The sequence below is a fragment of the Corynebacterium axilliensis genome (assembly GCF_046097495.1).
GTDB lineage: Bacteria > Actinomycetota > Actinomycetes > Mycobacteriales > Mycobacteriaceae > Corynebacterium.
The window spans coordinates 1001668-1020561 of record NZ_CP175768.1; the positions used below are offsets into that span (position 1 = coordinate 1001668).

At 63.0% G+C, this 18894-nt stretch carries 17 protein-coding genes; 3 read left to right on the forward strand and 14 right to left on the reverse strand.

Annotated elements, in window-relative coordinates; genetic code table 11:
• Window position 1 precedes the first annotated feature (1 nt).
• Window positions 2-1543 (forward strand): alpha-(1->6)-mannopyranosyltransferase A, encoded by a 1542-nt coding sequence (locus ACKFR8_RS04830; RefSeq protein ID WP_408930724.1) that lies wholly within the window; start codon window positions 2-4, stop codon window positions 1541-1543.
• Here ACKFR8_RS04830 and ACKFR8_RS04835 read toward each other — a convergent pair.
• A complete protein-coding gene (locus tag ACKFR8_RS04835; protein WP_296131067.1) occupies window positions 1512-1910 on the reverse strand; it encodes an Rv2175c family DNA-binding protein in 399 nt (132 codons plus the stop codon). The two genes, ACKFR8_RS04830 and ACKFR8_RS04835, sit on opposite strands and share 32 nt — an antisense overlap.
• A gap of 50 nt (window positions 1911-1960) precedes the next feature.
• Between ACKFR8_RS04835 and ACKFR8_RS04840 the strand changes: the two genes are divergently transcribed.
• Window positions 1961-3208 carry a protein kinase domain-containing protein gene (locus tag ACKFR8_RS04840; protein WP_296131069.1) on the forward strand — a complete coding sequence of 416 codons (1248 nt, stop codon included), beginning with the start codon at window positions 1961-1963 and terminating at the stop codon, window positions 3206-3208.
• Window positions 3209-3222: 14 nt separating this feature from the next.
• Here ACKFR8_RS04840 and ACKFR8_RS04845 read toward each other — a convergent pair whose 3' ends face one another.
• Together ACKFR8_RS04845 and ACKFR8_RS04850 are read right to left on the reverse strand one after the other, a co-directional pair.
• Window positions 3223-4611: a class II 3-deoxy-7-phosphoheptulonate synthase gene (locus tag ACKFR8_RS04845; RefSeq protein ID WP_306507307.1), complete on the reverse strand. Its 1389-nt coding sequence runs from the start codon at window positions 4609-4611 to the stop codon at window positions 3223-3225.
• A 38-nt stretch (window positions 4612-4649) separates the two neighbouring features.
• The gene (locus ACKFR8_RS04850; RefSeq protein ID WP_408930725.1) at window positions 4650-5168 is read right to left on the reverse strand and encodes a polyadenylate-specific 3'-exoribonuclease AS; all 519 of its coding nucleotides are present in this window, start codon (window positions 5166-5168) and stop codon (window positions 4650-4652) included.
• 60 nt (window positions 5169-5228) lie between these two features.
• On the opposite strand from ACKFR8_RS04850, the gene ACKFR8_RS04855 reads away from it, so the two are divergent.
• Window positions 5229-6425: a glycosyltransferase family 87 protein gene (locus tag ACKFR8_RS04855; protein WP_408930726.1), complete on the forward strand. Its 1197-nt coding sequence runs from the start codon at window positions 5229-5231 to the stop codon at window positions 6423-6425.
• 4 nt (window positions 6426-6429) lie between these two features.
• Here the strand turns inward: ACKFR8_RS04855 and ACKFR8_RS04860 are convergent, their stop codons facing one another.
• The 11 genes from ACKFR8_RS04860 to ACKFR8_RS04910 form a co-directional block, all read right to left on the reverse strand.
• Window positions 6430-7167 carry a lysophospholipid acyltransferase family protein gene (locus ACKFR8_RS04860; protein WP_408930727.1) on the reverse strand — a complete coding sequence of 246 codons (738 nt, stop codon included), beginning with the start codon at window positions 7165-7167 and terminating at the stop codon, window positions 6430-6432.
• A gap of 70 nt (window positions 7168-7237) precedes the next feature.
• Window positions 7238-8197, reverse strand: a complete 960-nt coding sequence (locus ACKFR8_RS04865; protein WP_408930728.1) for an ROK family protein — start codon at window positions 8195-8197, stop codon at window positions 7238-7240.
• A gap of 23 nt (window positions 8198-8220) precedes the next feature.
• Window positions 8221-9354, reverse strand: a complete 1134-nt coding sequence (locus ACKFR8_RS04870) for a glycosyltransferase family 4 protein (RefSeq protein ID WP_408930729.1) — start codon at window positions 9352-9354, stop codon at window positions 8221-8223.
• 4 nt (window positions 9355-9358) lie between these two features.
• Window positions 9359-10456: a C40 family peptidase gene (locus ACKFR8_RS04875; protein ID WP_408930730.1), complete on the reverse strand. Its 1098-nt coding sequence runs from the start codon at window positions 10454-10456 to the stop codon at window positions 9359-9361.
• A gap of 171 nt (window positions 10457-10627) precedes the next feature.
• The gene (locus ACKFR8_RS04880; protein WP_306507300.1) at window positions 10628-11269 is read right to left on the reverse strand and encodes a C40 family peptidase; all 642 of its coding nucleotides are present in this window, start codon (window positions 11267-11269) and stop codon (window positions 10628-10630) included.
• A gap of 1083 nt (window positions 11270-12352) precedes the next feature.
• The gene (locus tag ACKFR8_RS04885) at window positions 12353-13975 is read right to left on the reverse strand and encodes a cytochrome bc1 complex cytochrome b subunit (RefSeq protein WP_306507299.1); all 1623 of its coding nucleotides are present in this window, start codon (window positions 13973-13975) and stop codon (window positions 12353-12355) included.
• Window positions 13975-15195, reverse strand: a complete 1221-nt coding sequence (locus ACKFR8_RS04890; RefSeq protein ID WP_296131098.1) for a cytochrome bc1 complex Rieske iron-sulfur subunit — start codon at window positions 15193-15195, stop codon at window positions 13975-13977. The genes ACKFR8_RS04885 and ACKFR8_RS04890 overlap by 1 nt, the downstream gene beginning before the upstream one ends.
• Complete coding sequence (locus ACKFR8_RS04895) at window positions 15192-16079, reverse strand: cytochrome bc1 complex diheme cytochrome c subunit (protein ID WP_296131100.1); 888 nt, start codon at window positions 16077-16079, stop codon at window positions 15192-15194. Before ACKFR8_RS04895 ends, ACKFR8_RS04890 begins: the two co-directional genes overlap by 4 nt.
• 65 nt (window positions 16080-16144) lie before the next feature.
• Window positions 16145-16729 carry an aa3-type cytochrome oxidase subunit III gene (locus ACKFR8_RS04900; protein ID WP_296131103.1) on the reverse strand — a complete coding sequence of 195 codons (585 nt, stop codon included), beginning with the start codon at window positions 16727-16729 and terminating at the stop codon, window positions 16145-16147.
• A gap of 570 nt (window positions 16730-17299) precedes the next feature.
• A complete protein-coding gene (locus tag ACKFR8_RS04905) occupies window positions 17300-17731 on the reverse strand; it encodes an aa3-type cytochrome oxidase subunit IV (RefSeq protein ID WP_296131108.1) in 432 nt (143 codons plus the stop codon).
• Between the two features lie 19 nt (window positions 17732-17750).
• The gene (locus tag ACKFR8_RS04910; protein WP_296131111.1) at window positions 17751-18830 is read right to left on the reverse strand and encodes an aa3-type cytochrome oxidase subunit II; all 1080 of its coding nucleotides are present in this window, start codon (window positions 18828-18830) and stop codon (window positions 17751-17753) included.
• Window positions 18831-18894 lie beyond the last annotated feature (64 nt).

Below are 18894 nucleotides of genomic sequence, written 5' to 3' on the forward strand. Positions count from 1 at the left end.
CATGGTGCGCACACAGTCGTCGCTAAGCGTGCGCGTTCCCGGCGCCCTTCCCTTGGGCGTCGCGTCCGCGGCCATCCTCGCACTCGCGTCCTTTTCGGGCGGCGCCACCCGCAACCGCGGCGGCGTGCTCGAGGCCCTCAACATTGGTTTCTTGGCCTACGGGCACGGCCGCAACATTGGCATGGTGCTCTACTGGGTGGGCCTGTTCGGCCTCGTCGCCGCGTGGGTGCTGGCCGGCCGGCAGGTCATCGCCCCGCAGCTGAAGAACCCGCAGCCCAATGGCGGCCTGGACCGTATCCGCCGCATGCTGGCCGCGTGGATTGCACCGCTGCTCGTTGCTGCTCCCCTGGCCTCGCGCGACGTCTACTCCTACCTCATGCAGGGGGCGATGGTGCGCGATGGTTTCGATCCGTACGTCCAGGGTGCGGCGGTTAATCCCGGCCCGTTCCTCCTCGAGGTCTCCCACGACTGGCGCAATACCACCACGCCGTATGGCCCGCTGCACCTGTGGATGGGCAATGGGGTGACTCACCTCGTGGGTGAGCACGTGGCTGCCGGCATCATCGTCTACAAGGTCATTTCTGTGCTGGGGTTCGCGGCCATCGCCTGGGCTATCCCGCGCCTGGCCCGCGCCATCGGCGGTGATCCGGCGCTGGCGTTGTGGCTCGGCGTAGCAAACCCGGTGATGCTTCTGCACCTTATCGGCGGCATGCACAATGAATCCGTCATGGTCGGCTTGGTCTCCCTCGGCCTGCTTGCCGCAGTACACCACAAGTTCCATGCCAGCCTGCTGCTGGTGGGTGTGGCGGTATCGCTGAAGGCCACGGCCATTTTCGCCGCGCCCTTCATTGTCTGGCTGATGCTGCACCACTGGGCGCCGAAGGGCAGCGGCGCGCTCAAGCGCGTCGGCGTGTTCTTGGCCTCCGGCATCATCGCGGTCGCAGAGGTTGCGGTGGCCGTGGCGGCGATCACGTGGGCGTCGGGAAGCTCGTGGGGCTGGCTGTCCCAGATCAGCGGCAACGCCAAGGTCATCAATCCGCTGGCGGGGCCGACGCTGCTTGCCGACGTTTTAGTGCCCGTCATCAAGTTCTTCTCCCCCGACACCACGTACAACACCGTGCTCTCCCTGCTGCGCTCGGTGTCGATGGTGCTCATGCTCGCCGGCTTGGTGCTGGCCTGGTGGTGGGGCCGCACGGGCGTGCGCCGCGCCATCGCCGCCACCGCCGCGGCCTACCAGGTGGCCTTCGTCTTCAACTCGGTGACGCTGCCGTGGTACTACGCCTCGGTGCTCACCCTCATGGGCACGTTCCGCCCGCCGCTGCACCTCATCAAGCTCACCACCGGCGTGACGCTCTTTATCGGCGTCGCCTTCTCCGGCGATGGAAACCACCAGCTCTACAACTGGTGGTGGGATATCGCGATGGTGGTGGCCGCGTGGTCGGCTACGCAGTGGATCTTTGATGGAGTAGACGCCACCGCCCAAACCACAGCCCACGCCACTGACGGAGAAGCTAAAACGCCGAGGCCTGCGCGCGCCGAATAACCTCGCGCGCTAGGTGCCCATGCAGGGCGTCGATGGGACGCCCCGGCAGCGAATCATCCTCGGTGAACAGGTGCGCCAATATCTCGTTGTCGCTCCAGCCATTATCAGACAGCACGGTGATCACACCGGAGACGTATTTGGAAATCGCGCCCTTGTCGTTGAAGAAGGCCGCCGGCACCAGGCGGTTGCCGTCCGGGTCGCGCCAGGCAATGAACTTGCGCGCATTAAGCAGGTCAAAGACGCGGGTGATGACAAGGTCGAGCTTTTCTGCCACCTCATTAAGCGTCAGCAGCTCCTCATCAGCAAGAAGCTGCGCCAGTTCTGGGTGGGAATTGTTCTCAGAGTTCGCGGAATTAGTCACAGACACAACTGTAGCGGGATAACACTTCGGCGCGCGGATCGACCATACTGGAATCCATGACAAGGCTGAACGTGGGTGACATTCTGGAGGGCCGCTACCGCATCGATCAGCCGATCGCCCGTGGCGGCATGTCCACGGTCTACCGCTGCGTCGACATGCGGCTCGGACGCGCGGTAGCCGCCAAGGTCATGGATGAGCGCTACCACGACGACCCGGTCTTCGTGCACCGCTTCGAGCGCGAGGCGCGTGCGATGGCGCAACTGAGCCACCCCAACCTGGTCGGCGTGCACGACTTCTCCGCCGACGGTTTTCCCATCTACCTCATCATGGAGCTCATTACCGGCGGCACTCTGCGCGAGCTGCTGGCAGAGCGCGGGCCCATGCCCCCGCATGCCGCAGCCGGGGTCATGCATGCGGTACTGAGTGGGCTCACCGAGGTCCACCGCGCCGGCCTGGTTCACCGCGATATTAAGCCGGATAACGTGCTCATCACCGATACCCACCGGGTCAAGGTGGGCGATTTCGGCTTGGTGCGCTCTGCCAGCGCGGAGCACGATAGCTCCGGGCAGATTGTCGGCACCGTCAGCTACCTCTCCCCCGAGCAGGTTACCGGCGCCGACATCACCCCGGCCTCCGACGTGTATTCGGCAGGCATCGTCCTCTTCGAGCTGCTCACGGGCACCGTTCCCTTCCACGGGCATACCCCGCTGGAGCACGCGACGGCGCGTGTACACGCGGACGTGTCGGCGCCCTCCTCCCGCATCGAGGGCGTGCCCATGCTTTTCGACGCCCTCGTGGCCACCGCCACCGCGCGGCAGCCTGCCGAGCGCTTCGCCGACGCCGGAGAATTCCTCGACGCCCTGGATGACGTGGCGCGGGAGCTGGCACTGCCCGCCTTTACCGTTCCTTTACCCCGCAATTCGGCCGCGGCGCGCACGGCTGCGGTGCCGACGGACTTTGCCGGCACAGGCAATACGCGCGTCTTCGAGGCCACCTCGGCGATCCAGACGCCGCAGCAGGAACCACCCCTCACCGCTACCCGCGTCGAGCCCCCGGTCGCCCCTCCGCAGCCCACACAGCCCGCGCCTGCCCCGCCGGCCCCCTTGGCCCCGATGGAGGAACCGCACCCGCCCGCCGGCTCAGAGGAGGAACCGGAGGAGCGGCCTGTGAGCAACCGCAGCGCGGTGTCCCTCATCGGTTACCTGCTTGTGGTGGGCGTGGCCACCCTTGCCGTCGCCGTGGCGGCGTGGTGGTTTGGCTCCGGAGAATACGGCACGTGGCCGATTCTCTGGAGGCCGTATTAGCGCTGGATTAGCTGCTAGTTGCGCAGCATCTCCGCGATGAGGAAGGACAACTCCAGCGACTGCTGGGTGTTCAGGCGCGGGTCCACGGCGGACTCGTAGCGGCCCGGCAGATCCACGTCGGTGATGTCTTCTGCACCACCCAGGCACTCGGTGACGTCCTCACCGGTGAACTCGAGGTGCACGCCGCCCGGGTGGGTGCCCAGTTCGCGGTGAACCTCGAAGAAGCCCTGGACCTCGTCCACGATCTTGTCGAAGTGACGGGTCTTGTAGCCGTTGGAGGCAGTGAAGGTGTTGCCGTGCATCGGATCGGACTGCCACACCACCTTGTGCCCGGACTCTTCCACCGCCTTCACAATCGGCGGCAGGACGGAGCGCACCTTGCCGTGGCCCATGCGCGCGATCATGGTGAGGCGGCCCGGCTCGCGGTTGGGGTCGAGCTTCTCTGCGTACTCCACAGCCTGCTCCGGGGTAACTCCCGGGCCCAGCTTGATGCCCACCGGGTTACCAATGAGCGCGGCGAAGGCCACGTGGAAGTCGTCGATGCCACGGGTGCGCTCGCCAATCCACAGCTGGTGCGCGGACAGATCGTAGAGCTTGGTCTCGCCGTTAGAGTCGAGGCCTAAGCGCAGCATGGAGCGCTCGTAGTCACGCAGCAATGCTTCGTGGGAGCAGTAGATCTCCGCCGAGCGCAGCGTCTCATCGGAGACGCCACAGGCGTTCATGAAGGCCAGGCCGTTTTCAATCTCGTCCGCCAGCGCCTGGTAGCGCGCGCCCGCCGGGGAGTTCGCCACGAATTCTCGGTTCCACTCGTGCAGGCGGTACAGGTCCGCGGTGCCCGATTGAGTCAGCGCGCGCACCAGGTTCATCGCCGCCGAGGAGTTGGCGTAGGCGCGGACCATGCGGGCGGGGTCGTGGCGGCGGGACTCCTCCGTGGCCTCCACGCCGTTGACGATGTCACCGCGGTAGTTGTACAAACCATTGCCGTCCAGATCAGACGAGCGCGGCTTGGCGTACTGGCCAGCAATACGGCCCAGCTTCACCACCGGGGTGGACGCACCGTAGGTCAGCACCACGGCCATCTGCAACAGCGTCTTAATGTTGCCGCGAATGTGCGGCTCCGTGTTGGACTCAAAGGTCTCCGCGCAGTCGCCGCCCTGGAGGAGGAAGGCTTTGCCCAAGGCAACGTCGGCAAGCTTGCGCTTCAAGGCCTCAATCTCTGGGGCCACGACGATGGGCGGGACGGATTCCAGAATCTTGCGCACGTTGTCCGCTTGCAGCTGATCCCAGCTGGGCTGCTGCTTAGCTTCGCGCGCGATGGCGTCCTGGAACTTCTCATTGATTCCCTCCGGCAACGGCGGGAGATCAGGAAGCACTTCTTTGGGGATATCTACTGTCCAACTCACACAGAGTATTTAACCACCTTACGCCAATTGAGCGTGAGTTAATTTCCGCAATTCATCACGCGGTTACCGCGGCTGAGCGGCAGCAGTTCCTCGCACACGCGGAACTTGGCCAGGTTGTGGCGCGCGTCCACCAACGCATCGTGGTTTCCGCTGGGGACCGGCGGCAGCTTGGGCCGGCCGGCGAACTCCCAGTACTGCTTGAGCTCCCGGGTATACCGCGGCAGACCCCGCGGCAAGCCCGCCATATCCCCCCAGAGCTGGGCAAAGACCACGTGGTCATAAGCGCCTACCCAGGCCCACAGCTCAATGGGCGTGGAGTGCCGGCCCAGGAATTCCAAGACTTCTTCCCGGATAGTCTCCCGCGACTTCCACACCGGGTCCCCAGGACTGGGGAGCTTGTCCAAGACGTTTTCGCGCACCCAAGCATTGGCCACGGAGGGGTTGAAGTCCGTGGACACCGCGTAGTATTCGCTACCGTCCTCACCCACGATGCCGATCGACACCAACGTGATGGTCGATCCGTCCTCGATGAACTCGGTGTCGTAGAAGTAGCGCACGAAAACCAAGCCTAGTCCCCTGATTCTCTCCCGTGCCCACTGGGTCCTATACTCAGGCCCGTGCACAAGTCTCTGCGTTCTCCTCTCGTACCGCTCGTGCTGGCGGGCATCGTGTCCCTGTACTGGCTCATCAATGTAAACACGCTGTTCGGTTCCGGCAGCATCGACTCCTTCTATCACATTGACCTCGACGTCTACCGGGAGGGCGGCCGCGCGCTGGTGCGCGGCGAGAATCTCTACGACCAGGGATATGAGCTCTCCGGCGGATTCTCACTGCCCTTTACCTACCCGCCCTTCGCCGCCGCGTTGTTCGCCAGCCTGTCCTGGCTGCCGCTGCCGGCCCTGTCCGTCCTGGTGACAGTTGCCTCCGTGGCCGCGCTGTGGATAAGCCTCTATGCGATCATCTCGCGGGGTACCGATACTTCCCAGCCCATCCTGTGGACATCCTGGGCACTTTTGGCCTGCCTGGCCACGGAGAGCGTGACACAAACCCTGTACTTTGGCCAAGTCAATCTGCTCCTCACCGCGGCGGTGGTGGTGGATTGCCTGCTGGTGCGGCGGCGCTCCCCGTGGCGCGGCGTGCTCACAGGAATTGCGATGGCTATCAAGCTCACCCCCGCGGTATTCCTCGCGGTATTTTTCGTGCGCCGCGACTGGCGCGCGCTAGCCACCGCGGTGGCTACCTTTATTTCCTGCGGTCTGCTCGGATTCCTCGTCGCGCCGGATAGCTCCGCGACATATTGGACGTCCACCCTGCGGGATTCCACCCGCATCGGCAGACTGGAGTACGCCGGCAACCAGTCGCTGCACGGAGTTCTGAGCAGGATCGCGCCGGAGCATACCGACGTGTTGTGGCTGGTTGGCTGCGTCCTCATTGTGGCCGCGCTGTGGTGGATCATGGAGCACACGGCCTCCGACGCCGTGCTGGTCCTCCTCGCTTCCTCCGCGGCCTTACTGTGTTCCCCGGTGTCGTGGTCCCACCACTTCACGTACCTCAGCCTTGCCGCAGCGTACCTGGTGGTGCAGCGCCAGTGGTACCTCGCAGCCTTGGCTTGGGCAACACTGCTGGCCCGCGGGCACTGGCTCGTGCCGCACGATAACCAACTCGAGCTGACGTGGGCGTGGTGGCAGCACGTGCCGGGCAATGGCTACTTCATCGTCACCGCGGTGTTGGTGGCTGCCAGCGCCGTGGCAAGTATTGCGAGCAGCGAGCAGTCAGGCAGCGCACGCCGCGCGCCACTCAGCACAACGGCCTGAGCTCCTAGGAGCCGAGCTCAGCCCCCGCCGGGTAGCCATGTCCCGCCTGCAAGGAGGCCTTCACGTCCGAGGCATACACGTCCACGTAGGGCTGCCCGGTGAGCTGTGCTAGTTCCTTCATCACGTAGTCGGTGAACTCCCGGGCGGTGTCATGATCCTCCGGATCCAGCCCGCGCTCAGCCGCCCAGGCCAGCGGGTCAATCGGCTCGCCCACGCGCACGCCCACGCGTGCGGGACGCGGGATCCACGTGCCAATGGGGTTGGCCTTGCGGGAATTGATCATCGCCACGGGGATTACCTTCTCCCCTGTGGTCAGTGCGATGCGGGCCATGCCCGTGCGGCCCTTGTAAATGCGGCCGTCCGGGGAGCGTGTGCCCTCCGGATAGATGCCGAACAGGTCACCACGGTTCATGATGCGCTGGGCGCTGGTGAGCATGGCGTCGCTCGCGTTCTTGTCCACGCGGTCAATGGGGACCTGGCCCACGGAGCTAAAGAACCATTTCTGCAGCCCACCCTCAAAACCCGGGGTGGTGAAGTATTCGCTCTTGGCCAGGAAGGTGATCTGCCGCGGACACAGCAGGGGGAAGTAGAAGGAGTCCATGACCGCCTGGTGCGACGAGGCCAAGATGGCCGGGCCTGATTCCGGGATACGCTCCATGCCCTCGGACCAGGGGCGGTTCCACACCCGCAGCGCGGGGCCGAAGAAGATGTGCTTAAAAGCCCAATACCACTTGTTTCGCATCGCTCCACTTCCTATCTGGTTATGCCAGCGCTGCGGGTAACATCCGCGGCGGGACTTTTCGTCGTGAGTACTACTTCCCCTGACGGGCAAGATCGGCTACGCCAATCATACCTGCCGCGGAGCCCAGCTCTGCTGTCGCGACGCGCGCGAGGGGGCGATGCCCGGCACCGACGATTTCCTGCGCCATGCGCTTCCGGGCGGAATCGAGGTAGAGATCCGCGTCCTGCGACACGCCCCCGCCGATGACAATGAGCTCCGGATCGAGCACGTCAGCCACCATGGAAAGCCCGCGCCCCAGCCACTGACCGAAGTCCTCCATCACGGCGACGGCCAACGGGTCCTCGTTCCGCGCGGCAGCGGTAATCTGCTCACCGCTGGGGTTGGACGGGAGCGTGGTCTCATACTTCGGGCGCAGATCCGCGCACGTATCCGGCAGCGCGGTCCCGGACGCGTAGCGCTCCAGGCAGCCGCGCTTGCCGCAGGAGCACTGGCGCCCGCCGGGATCGACTACGAGATGGCCGAACTCCGGCGCGGTGCCGAACGCGCCGCGGTAGATGGTGCCGCCGGTCAGCAACGTCGCGCCAATGCCGGTGCCGACGGCGAAAAAGACCCATTCCTTGGCGCCGCGTCCGGCGCCGTAGCTCCATTCACCCCACGCGGCCGAGTTGGCGTCGTGTTCCAGGCGCACGGGCACGTCCAAGCGCCGGCTCAGGATTTCGCGCACCGGCGCGTCCCTCCACGGCAGGTGTGGGGCAAAGCGCACGACCTCGCACTCGGGGTCGAGAAAACCTGCCAGGGCGAGGCCCACGCCGTTGACATTGTGGGATGCCGAAAGCTCCTCCACGCAGCGCACGATATCGTCCTCCAGCTGTTTTGCCGTCGTGGCAGTGGGCACGCTGGTGGAATCAATAATCTCCCCGGACGCGTCAATCACCGCGGCGCGCAGATTGGTTCCGCCGATGTCGAAGCCAATGGTCAGGCCACTCTGGCCACTCTGGCCACCGTCGGCGGAGGGAGTCTCATTAAGCATGACTAGTAGGATATACCCCTAACTCACCCGCGGTCACATTCTAAGACCGCGCGCAAGCGCTTCCCCATGATTTCCCAGGTCCACTTCTCCTTCACGTGGCGGCGCCCGGCGGTGCCGAGGCGGTCGGCCCGGGAGACATCGCCAAGCAGCGCGTCAAGGGCGTCCTCCAACTCCGACAGTGACGTGCCCCGCACCACAATGCCGGTATCCGGGGTAACCGTCTCCGGAGCACCACCCGAATCACCGGCGATAACGGGCAGGCCCGCCGCCTGCGCCTCTAGGTAAACAATGCCGAGGCCTTCCACGTCGAGGCCTCCCCCACGCGTGCGCGCAGGCATGGCAAAGATATCCGCTGCCTGCAGCGCCAGCCGCAGCTCCGCCGTATCGCGCGCCTGGCGCATCACGGCGTCAGGACAGTACAGTTCTGCCAGGGCCCGCAGCGTGGGTTCGTACCCACCGCGGCCGATGATGAGCAGCTGCGCATCCGGATGGCGCTGCCTCACCTGCGGCATCGCCCGCAACAGCTGGTCCTGGCCCTTGCGCGGCACCATACGGGAGATGCACACGATGACCGGGCCTGGCCCCAGACCGTAATGAGCACGCGCCTGGACTTTTAACTCCGGGGTGGCCGGCACGAAGTCTTCGAGGCTCACCCCGGACGGAAGGTGCACCCACTGCGGGTGCGTGCCCATTGCTCCCACCAGCCGCCGGCGCGTGTACTCCGAAATGTAGGTGACCACGTCTGCAGTGTTGCCGATCCGCCGCAGCACCTGGCGCGCACCGGGAAGCATGGACCAGCCCACCTCGTGGCCGTGCGTCGTGGCCACAATGCGCCGCGCCCCCGCCGCGCGCGCCGGCTGCGCCATGAGAGCGAGAGGAGCGGCCGCGCCGAACCACACGGTGTCGATGTCATGCTCGCGGATGATGCGCTGCATCTCCCGCGCCGTGGCTGGTGTCGGCAGCATAATCTTCCGTGGCCAACGAATCACCTGGTAGTCAAGGCTGTGGTCATACTCTGCAGCAGCGCCTGCGTCCTGGGTTGAGGCGAAGACCACCACGGTATGCGGGTCCAGCGTGGACAAAAAATCCCGCAGGTAGGACTGAATCCCGCCGATAGTCGGCGGGAAGTCATTGGTAACCAGCAGCGTGCGTGCCATGCGGCTAGTACCGGACCGCACCCTGGACCGGCATCGAGTTCAACGGCACCACAGCCACCGGAACGCCGTAGGTGGACGCGTGGACCACCTGACCATCACCGATGTACATGCCCACGTGGGTCACGCCCGGGTAGTAGCCAATGATGTCACCTGGCTGCAGCTGATCCATCGGCACCGGCGTACCGCCGGCGAGCTGTGCCTGGGAGGTCCGGGGAATCTGCTTGCCCATCTGCTGGTAGCTCCACAGCATCAGGCCGGAGCAATCAAACGTGTCGGGGCCCGCAGCACCCCAGCCGTACGGCGCACCCAGGCGGGTCATCGCGGCCTGCACGGCGGCGGAGCCGGAACCATCGGCCAAGGCGTCCAGGTCAACATCAGTGGCGCCGCCGAAGTGATCCACCCAGGCCGCGCGGGCCTCCGGGCTTAAGGCGTCCACCTTTGCCTCGAGGTCCTTCTGCTCATTCTCCAGATCGGACTTCTCCTGCAGGAGGGCATCGCGCTGCGCAGCAAGCTCGTCGCGTTTGCGGCGCGCCTCCTCCGTGGCGTTCTCGGCGTCCTCATGGGCCTTCTTTGCGTCTGCCGACGCCGCGACCATGGCGTCCTCCTCGCGCTTAGCTGCCTTGGACAGCGCACCGAGGTAGCCCATGCGCTCAACCGCACTGGCAACATCGTCGGCGTCAAGGGCAGCGGCGATGGGCGAATTCGAATCGCGGCGGTAGCGCGACTGCGCCAGCGCATCAATCCGCTTCTGCTGCTCGACGACCGCACCGGCGGCCTCATCGGACGCGCGGCGGGCCTCCTCAGCCTTGGCTTCGAGCTCCCCGATGGACTTCTCCGTCTCCGCCAGCTCGTCCTCGAGGCCCTTGACCTCCTCGCCCTTCGCAGAGACACGCTGGGCGACGTCCGCCATCTCCTCAATCAGCGCGCCAAGGTCCTGCGGGTCCTGCGTGTCCTGTGCGGCCACGTCACCCGCGCCGTTGTCCTCCGCCTCTGGACTGCCGACCTCGTCGACGTCCTGCGCGATCGCAGTCGGAATAACAACCGGCACCGAAGCAGCGGAGACGGCTAGAGCCGCGATGGCAGTGGCGAGATGACGACGCACTGGAGACACCCCCGAAGGAACTAAGAACAGGATAATAACAAGCTGAATTATATACCCAGCGCAGTGCCGGATAAAACTACACACACATACAATAGCCGAACCCCTTCCCCACCGAGATCACCGCAGCGATCAAGGTGGCAGAAGGGGTGAAAGCTAGATTATGCGCAGCCCTTAGAAGCGGACGGCGGAGTGGATCGGCATGTAGTTCAGGGAACGCTCCTGAACCGGTACGCCGGAGTTCAGCGCATCAATGATGGTGCCGTTGCCGGTGTAGATGCCGACGTGGGACGCACCGGAGTAGTACACGATGATGTCACCCGGCTGCAGGGCGTCCAGGGACACCGGGGTACCGGCGGCGGCCTGCGCCTGGGAGGTACGCGGGATGTCCACGCCAGCCTGGCGGTAAGCCCAGGAGGTCAGGCCGGAGCAGTCGAAGGCGCTCGGGCCGTTGGCGCCGTAGACGTACGGTGCACCGATAGCGGAGCGGGCAGCCTCCAGGGCCTTCTGGCCGGCAGTGGTCGGCGCCGGGGCCGGAGCCGGAGCCTCCTGCTGTGCCGGGGCCTCGACGGCAGCGGCGTAGCCATTGCCCTGGTTGCTTGCCATGGAAGGCACGTACTTCTGGATATCCGGAACGCGGTCCAGGTTCGGAACGTTCTCCAGGCCGTTGACCTCAAAGCGAATGTCGGTGTTCGGCACGACAACCTCGGCAGCGTTTGCGGCGGCCGGGACGGTCACGGCGGCGGTTGCTGCAACGGCAGCGGTGGTCGCGATACGACGGGTGTTCATGGTGCCCTGACGACGGTGCTTAGCCACGATTAAAAACTCCAAATCTTCCTGCGCGCCTACCTCCCCGCGTTTACCGTTCTGGAAACTTCTGCGGGGTGGCTCTGACCCAAGGGGCGGGCCTAGCGTTCGACGATGACCCGTTCCTGTAGGGCCATCTCCACTCGGCCCCCGGATTTAGGAGGGGCCAGATGCGGCGCTTAAATCTTCAGTTCGTATTGAGCACCGGTGTTCGTTCACCGTGTCTGTAACTCAATGTCTCGAATAGGTTACGAAACCATCACAAGCCATGTCGAGTCGAAACCCCAAAACCGGCACCGTTACCTTCCTGTTACCAAACCTCCACGCTTCCGAGACAGAACTTAATCCCGCCACTACAAATCACCCGACCGAAACCCAAATCCTTGCCGCACGCTGCAAGGACGAACCGTATTTCCGGCTGCAAATTCCTAGACCAAAGCCGAATAACACGAGTGTGGTTAGTGCAAAAAATTTGCACTGTAACCTTCATCACACAGGGCTAAAACAAGCCATGTGGCGGCGTCCCAGCGGGATTTTTCGCCCCATCTTTACCCCGCTCTTCGACGCGTTTGCCTGCACTTTTAGTGTCAGGCAGGTCACGGTTAGGGCGGAATGAGAAGCAATAGGAGCTACTCAACGTTATGAAAATCCACCCCGCAAATCAACGTAAACTGCAGGTGAACAGTTTGAGTCGGCCCCCTCATGACCGCACGCGTATCCCAGCGCCCAGCGAGGGCAGAAGAGGCAGTTGAGTCAGCTACTCCCACCCTGGTGACTTCCTCACGTCTGCCCCATGGCGCTCGCCTTCCGTAGGCGTTACGTGCGCTCGGCCTTTCCCTATATATAGGTACTCCTGAAAACAGGCACGCGGCCGAGGTGTCCCACTTCCTAGCCAATCCGTGTTGTGGGGCTGCTGGAGGCGCGTTAGGCCCTGTGTGAGCTGCCTGAGCTGCTGCCCTCTGGAACACCCCAATTCGCCCTACCGCCAGCTACACCGCGACAAACGTGCCGCGGCAACACAGGCAACGCAAAAGCCCGCCGCCCCGTTAAGGGGCAGCGGGCCTTGTGAGCGTGTTTCAGAAGGAACTGGCGCTAGATGCGGCCGTTCTCTTCATCGTCGCGACGGTTCGCGGCGTTGAGGTTGCGGTACATGTCCGCCTCCTCGCGGTGGTTCTCCTCATGAATCTCGTGGACACGAGACATGAGTGCCGGATCGTCCGGAGCGAAGATGCCCTGGGTCTCGGAGTCGGCGAAGCCGAGCTGGTTGAGCTGCTTCGGAACCTGTGCACCCGCGTACTCCAGCGGGACCGGGTGGCCGTGCTCGTCCACCGGGCCGAGCGGCTGGTGAACCTCGATGAAGGCACCGTTCGGCAGCTGCTTGATAACGCCGGTCTCGATGCCGTGCTCCAGCACCTCGCGGTCGGAGCGCTGCAGACCAACGCAGATGCGGTAGGTCAGGAAGTAGGCAATCGGGGGCAGAACGATTAGACCGATGCGGCCAACCCAGGTCATGGCGTTCAGCGAGATCTGGAAGAAGTGAGCCACGTGGTCGTTACCACCGGACAGGGTGACCAGCAGGAAGAAGGTGATGGCCATCGCGCCGATCGCGGAACGTACCGGCACGTCGCGCGGACGCTGCAGCAGGTTGTGGTGAGCGTCGTCGCCCGTCAGCTTCTTCTCAATGAACGGGTAAGCGAACAGCAGGATGACCATAAGGCCACAGAGCAGTGCTACCCAGAACGCGGACGGGATGGTGTAGTTGCCCAAGTAGAGCTCCCATGCCGGCATGACACGGGCGACACCATCAGTCCACAGCATGTAGATATCCGGCTGGGAACCAGCGGAGACCTGCGACGGGTTGTACGGTCCAAGCGTCCAGATGGCGTTGATGGTCAGCAGACCGGAGATGAGCGCCAGCACGCCAGCGACCATCATGCCCATGCCGATTGCCTTGGTGGCGAAGACCGGCATGATGCGAACGCCAACGACGTTGTTCTCTGCGCGGCCCGGTCCCGGGAACTGGGTGTGCTTCTGGAACCAAACCATGATGAGGTGGGCCGCGATGAGGCCCAGGATGATGCCCGGGATAACCAGCACGTGCAGGATGTAGAAACGATCCAGCATCAGGTCGGACGGGAAGTCGCCGCCGAAGATGGCCCAGTGCAGCCAGGTGCCGACGATCGGCAGGCCGAGGATGATGGCGGACATAATGCGCAGACCAACGCCGGAGAGCAGGTCATCCGGGAGGGAGTAACCGAGGAAGCCCTCGATCATGCCCAGCAGGATGAGCGCGCAACCGATGATCCAGTTTGCTTCACGCGGGCGGCGGAACGCGCCGGTGAAGAAGATGCGCAGCATGTGAGCCACCATGGACATCATGAACATCAGGGCTGCCCAGTGGTGCATCTGGCGAACGAACAGTCCGCCGCGAACCTCAAAGGACAGATCCAGTGCGGTGGCGTAGGCGCGAGACATCTCGACGCCGTTCAGCGGGGTGTAGGCGCCGTCGTAAATGACCTTCGTGATAGACGGGTCGAAGAACAGCGCGAGGTAGATACCGGTCAACAGCAGGATGATGAAGCTGTACAGCGCCATCTCACCAAGCATGAAGGACCAGTGGGTGGGAAAGACTTTGTTTAGCTGGGTACGCAGGACGCCGGCAGCGGAGTACCGCTCGTCCATGTTGTTGCCCATCTTGGCAAGTTTGTTACTCATTATGACTTACGCTCCCAGAATGCAGGTCCGACGGGCTCGATGAAGTTGCCCTTGGCAACGAGGTAGCCCTCGTCGTCCACCTCGATCGGCAGCTGCGGCAGAGCACGGGCGGCCGGGCCGAAGACCGGCTTGCCGTAGTGCAGCGCGTCGAACTGCGACTGGTGGCATGGGCAGAGAATGCGGTTGGTCTGCGCCTCGTACAGAGAAGTCGGGCAGCCAATGTGCGTACAAATCTTGGAGTAGGCGTAGTAGTTGCCGTAGTGGAAGTCCTCCTGGCCCTGACGCTCGATGGCCTTCTTGGCATCGTCGTTGCGCAGGCGGATGAGCATCACAGCGTTGCGGTTTCCATGAATGGAGTGCATGTGATTCTCGTAGACATCCTTCTCCTCGGACCACTGGGCGCCATCGTTGACGTCTTCCTCAGCGAGCGGGAAGACAGTCTCCATGCCGCCGGCGGCCAGGTCCTCCGGGCGCACACGCACCAGGCGGGCAAGGCCACGGGTGGTGTAGTGCGAGCCAGACTCGCCCTCGTGCTTTTCAGCGATGGTGCCGGTGTCACGTGCGAGGTAGAGCTTGACGCCCTTCTCGTGCATGGTCCAGCCGGAGGTCCACAGGGTGCCGTCGCCGGCGTAGTCGAGGTCGTGGCGCTTCTTCCACGGGTTGTTGATTGCGCCGCCGAGCGGAGCAATCACGGTCAGACCGAAGAGAACGCCAGCGCCGCCGAGCAGACCCATGATGGTCTTGCGGCGACCCAGAGTGGAGGTGTTCCAGGAGTCATTCAGCAGAGCGGTGAGGGTACGGCGATCAACTTCCTCAGAAGGACCGTCGTGGCGACGCTGCACGGAAATCTCTTCCGGCAGAATCTTCTTCACGTACTGAACGATGGCAAAGCCAAGACCCAGAATGCACAGCCCGGCGGTCAGGCCGAGAAGCGGGGTGTAGAGGGTGTGCAGCCACAGGCCGTCCTCCCCCAGCATCTTGTACTGCCACGGCCAGAACAGGTACACGCCCAAGAAGGCGATACCCATCAGGACCGAAATGAGCAGCCACACGGTGATGTTGCCGGCGGCGCGCTTTTCAGCGGGGTCGCCCTCAACCGGGAAGCGCTCCTTGCGGAACGCAACGGTCACGTCATCAAGCTCGGTACCGAGAGCGGCGAGCTCGTCGTTGCTCATAGCATCGAGCTCTTTGCGAGAGTAATTCTTTTTTACGTTGCTCATGAGCGAGATCCAATCCACATTGCGGCAACGCACAGAAGGCTGATGCCAATGATCCACATTGCGAGACCCTCAGCCACCGGGCCGAGACCGCCCAGGTCCCAGCCGGCCGGAGACGGGGTTTCCTTCGCGGACTTGAGGTAGGCGATGATGTCCTTCTTCTCGTCCGCGGTCAGCTGACGGTCGGAGAACTTCGGCATGTTCTGCGGGCCGGTCAGCATGGCCTGGTAGATCTCCTGCTCGCTAGCAGGTCCAAGCTCCGGAGCAAACTTACCGGAGGACAGCGCGCCGCCCTGGCCGGTGAAATTGTGGCAGGACGCGCAGTTCATGCGGAAGAGCTCGGAGCCCTTCGCCACGTCCTCGGCCTGAATCTGGCCGTTGTAGTTCGCGCCGCGCAGGGACTCCTGCGCAACAGTTCCGTCCTCGTTGTAGACGATGTCAGCGCCGCCACCGTTGGCAGCCACGTAGGCTGCCAGAGCCAGCGTCTGCTGCTCGGTGTAGCGCGGGGTCTTGCGCTCAGCCTGAGCGTCGTTGGACATCATCGGCATACGGCCGGAGTGCACCTGGAAGTACACGGAACCGGCACCAATACCGACGAGGGACGGACCGCGGTCCTGGATTCCCTGGAGGTTCGCGCCGTGGCAGGTGATACAAGCGACTTCGTAGATGTCCTTACCCTCTTGAACGAGGGCCTGGTCATCCCTGGCAGCGGTAGCCACCTGAGCGTCCGGGGTCAAGGCGGAAGCCAAGACACCAGCACCGGTGAGACCGATGCTCAGTGCGAAGACGCCAGCAAGCGTGCGCTTCGCCTTGCGGCGACGGCGGGTCTTCTTAGCCGCGGCAGTGGTCTCCTCCACTGCGGCGGGCTGCTGGATGTTATCCATCATTTTCCTTTAGATAACTCGTACACGGAAATGAATGGCTGTAGGCCGGAAGCTCCGGCGCCTACGGCCTACTGAACTAGGTAGATGACTACGAACACGCCAATCCAGACAACGTCAACGAAGTGCCAGTAGTAGGACACTGCCATTGCCGCGGTTGCCTGTGCCGGCGTGAACTTGGAACGGCTGATACGCGCCAAGATGATTCCGAAGGAAATCAGACCCGCAGTCACGTGCGCCGCGTGGAAACCGGTCAGAATGTAGAAGACCGAACCAAACACGGAGGACTGAACCGTCACACCTTCCATGATCAACTCTGACCACTCGAAGGCCATGATGCCCAAGAAGACAACACCCAACGCGAGGGTCACCGAGTACCAGAGTCGGAGCTTGTATACGTCACCCCTTTCTGCTGCAAACACGCCGAACTGAGAGGTCACGGAGGAAAGGACCAGGACAGTCGTAATGATGAAGCCCATCGGCACGTTGATGTGCGCGGTGTGCTCTGCCCAGTCGCCCTCCTGGCCGTTCGCACGCGAGGTGAACCACATCGCGAACAGTCCAGCAAAGAACATCAATTCCTGAGACAGGAACACGATGGTGCCGACGCTGACCATGTTGGGTCGGTTCAGCGCGGCAACACGTGATGCTGCCATACCTTGGTTAGAAACTACGCTCGTCACGCATAACAGTATGGCCGGTCAAAGCCCATAAGTCATCTCAATTCCCCCCGCTTTTTGAGCCTGCACCATATCCTTTCCCAACCTACTCACAGGTAGACGGCGAGATCAGCACGACAAAATGTTGCGGGAACTTTTACGCGCGCTTTCCGACGCCCCATCGATGCAGGTCGCGCACCTCCCCAAGATCCCCGTGCGCGAGGGCCTTCCGCCCACACCGCTGCCGGTCACAAAATTCAAGCTTTTGATACGGTTCCCGCAATGAGATAAATCACAAGCTTTGACGCCTCGAAATCGCAGGTTTGCAACTTTCGGTTGACCCCCGCAGAAAACCGCCGATAACGTGCTGCGATTGACTCACGGGGACGCCGCCAGGCAGCGCGCTGCATCCCCGCAACTCCCCCACCCCACAAAATTTTCGTTTTTCCGGGAACTATTTTAAACACTGTGCGACGCGCCAAAACCGACAAACCTCCGCTCCCCTACACAGTGGGAAGCGGAGGCAAGAGAAGTCGTGCGCGGCTAACGCGCCGCAAAGCGGAAGGCTTAGTGCTTTTCCTTCGGCAGGCCGTACTGCAGGGACAGGCCGGTCACGGAAGTAACGAGCAGAACTGCACCCAGGGCGATGAGCCAGTAGTACAGGAAGATGACACCCAGACCAAGAACGGCGATGGAGCCGGTCATAGCCAGCGGCCAGATGGAGCTCGGGGAGAAGAAGCCGAGAATGCCAGCGCCGTCCTCAGTTTCTGCCTCTTCCCAATCCTCCGGGACAACGTCCACACGGTTGTCAGTGAACTGCAGGTAGCCACCGAGCATGATGCAAAGCACCACGGAGAGGACCATGCCCACGATGCCAACCCACTCGGGGCCGTAGAGGTAGCCGTCATCCTTGACGAAGTTCACGCCGAGGACGTATACGATGAGCGACACGAAGAGGTAGGTCGCAATGGAGTAGAAGACCTTAGATGTTGCACGCATTGTGAATCAGTTCCTTTTCTTATGCCGCGTCGGCGGTGTCAACGAAGTTGTCGGCATCGCGGGTATCGCGCTGGGAGTTGAACGGAGACGTGGTGACTGCGTACGGCTCCTGACCGATGTGCTCGAGAGCCTCGGCGTTGGTGGCCTCCGGGTTGTTCTCACGGAACTTGAGGTACTGGTTGAAGTCCGCACGGTCCACAACGCGAACCTCGAAGTTCATCATGGAGTGGTAGGTACCGCACATCTCGGCACAACGGCCGACAAATGCGCCCTTCTCCTCAATCTTCTCAATCTGGAAGCGACGCTCCTGAGCGTTCTTCTCCGGGTGAGCGTAGACGTCGCGCTTGAACAGGAACTCCGGAACCCAGAAGGCGTGGGATACGTCACCGGAGGCGAGGCGGAACTCAATCGGAGTGTCAGCCGGGAGAACCAGAACCGGAATCTCCTCAGTGGTACCCACGGTCTCAATCTTGTTGAAGTTCAGGTAGGAGATGTCACCGGTGGACTTGCCGTGAATCGGGTTGGCGTTCGGAACACCCTCTGGGTCGTGAGCGGTCTTCTCAGCCAGCTCCTGACGCTCGGTGTCAGCGCCCTCGTAGTTCTCGCCGTCAACCTTGTTCTCGGCGTAACCGAACTTCCAGTTCCACTGGTACGCGGTGACATCCACGGTCACCTCCGGGTTTTTATCCAGAGCGGTGACCTTCTGCTGCGCCTGCACGGTGAAGAAGAAGAGCACCATAATAATGATGACCGGGATGATGGTGAGGGCCATCTCCAGCGGCACGTTGTACTGCAGCTGCTTCGGGAACTCGCCCTTGCCGTCCTTCTTAGCCTTCTTCGCGCTCCAGCGGAAGATGGCCGTCAGGAACAAGCCCCACATGGTGAAGCCGACGATCCAGGCAGCAACCCAGACCCAAATCCAGAAGTTGTACATCGAGTGCGCCTCAGGGGTAATACCCTTCGGCCAACCGAAGCCGAGGAGGTTCTCCACGGCGGTCGGAGCTGCGACGTCACAACCGGCCAGTGCGAAGCCACCCAGAGCGATAACGCCCGCTAGGCCTGCCTTACGGGCGAGGTTGCGTTGTTTACGCTGTCCCACGTGTGTTCTGCCTTTCTGTGCACACAAACTTCTCGAATACTCACAGAGCATTCCTACCCAATCA

Bases quoted from the DNA above. Each gene is read 5' to 3' on its own strand.
- ACKFR8_RS04830 (WP_408930724.1), top strand. From the start codon at position 2: ATGGTGCGCACACAGTCGTCGCTAAGCGTGCGCGTTCCCGGCGCCCTT.
- ACKFR8_RS04840 (WP_296131069.1), top strand. From the start codon at position 1,961: ATGACAAGGCTGAACGTGGGTGACATTCTGGAGGGCCGCTACCGCATC.
- ACKFR8_RS04860 (WP_408930727.1), bottom strand. From the start codon at position 7,167: ATGCGAAACAAGTGGTATTGGGCTTTTAAGCACATCTTCTTCGGCCCC.
- ACKFR8_RS04865 (WP_408930728.1), bottom strand. From the start codon at position 8,197: ATGCTTAATGAGACTCCCTCCGCCGACGGTGGCCAGAGTGGCCAGAGT.
- ACKFR8_RS04870 (WP_408930729.1), bottom strand. From the start codon at position 9,354: ATGGCACGCACGCTGCTGGTTACCAATGACTTCCCGCCGACTATCGGC.
- ACKFR8_RS04885 (WP_306507299.1), bottom strand. From the start codon at position 13,975: ATGAGTAACAAACTTGCCAAGATGGGCAACAACATGGACGAGCGGTAC.
- ACKFR8_RS04890 (WP_296131098.1), bottom strand. From the start codon at position 15,195: ATGAGCAACGTAAAAAAGAATTACTCTCGCAAAGAGCTCGATGCTATG.
- ACKFR8_RS04895 (WP_296131100.1), bottom strand. From the start codon at position 16,079: ATGATGGATAACATCCAGCAGCCCGCCGCAGTGGAGGAGACCACTGCC.
- ACKFR8_RS04900 (WP_296131103.1), bottom strand. From the start codon at position 16,729: ATGGCAGCATCACGTGTTGCCGCGCTGAACCGACCCAACATGGTCAGC.
- ACKFR8_RS04905 (WP_296131108.1), bottom strand. From the start codon at position 17,731: ATGCGTGCAACATCTAAGGTCTTCTACTCCATTGCGACCTACCTCTTC.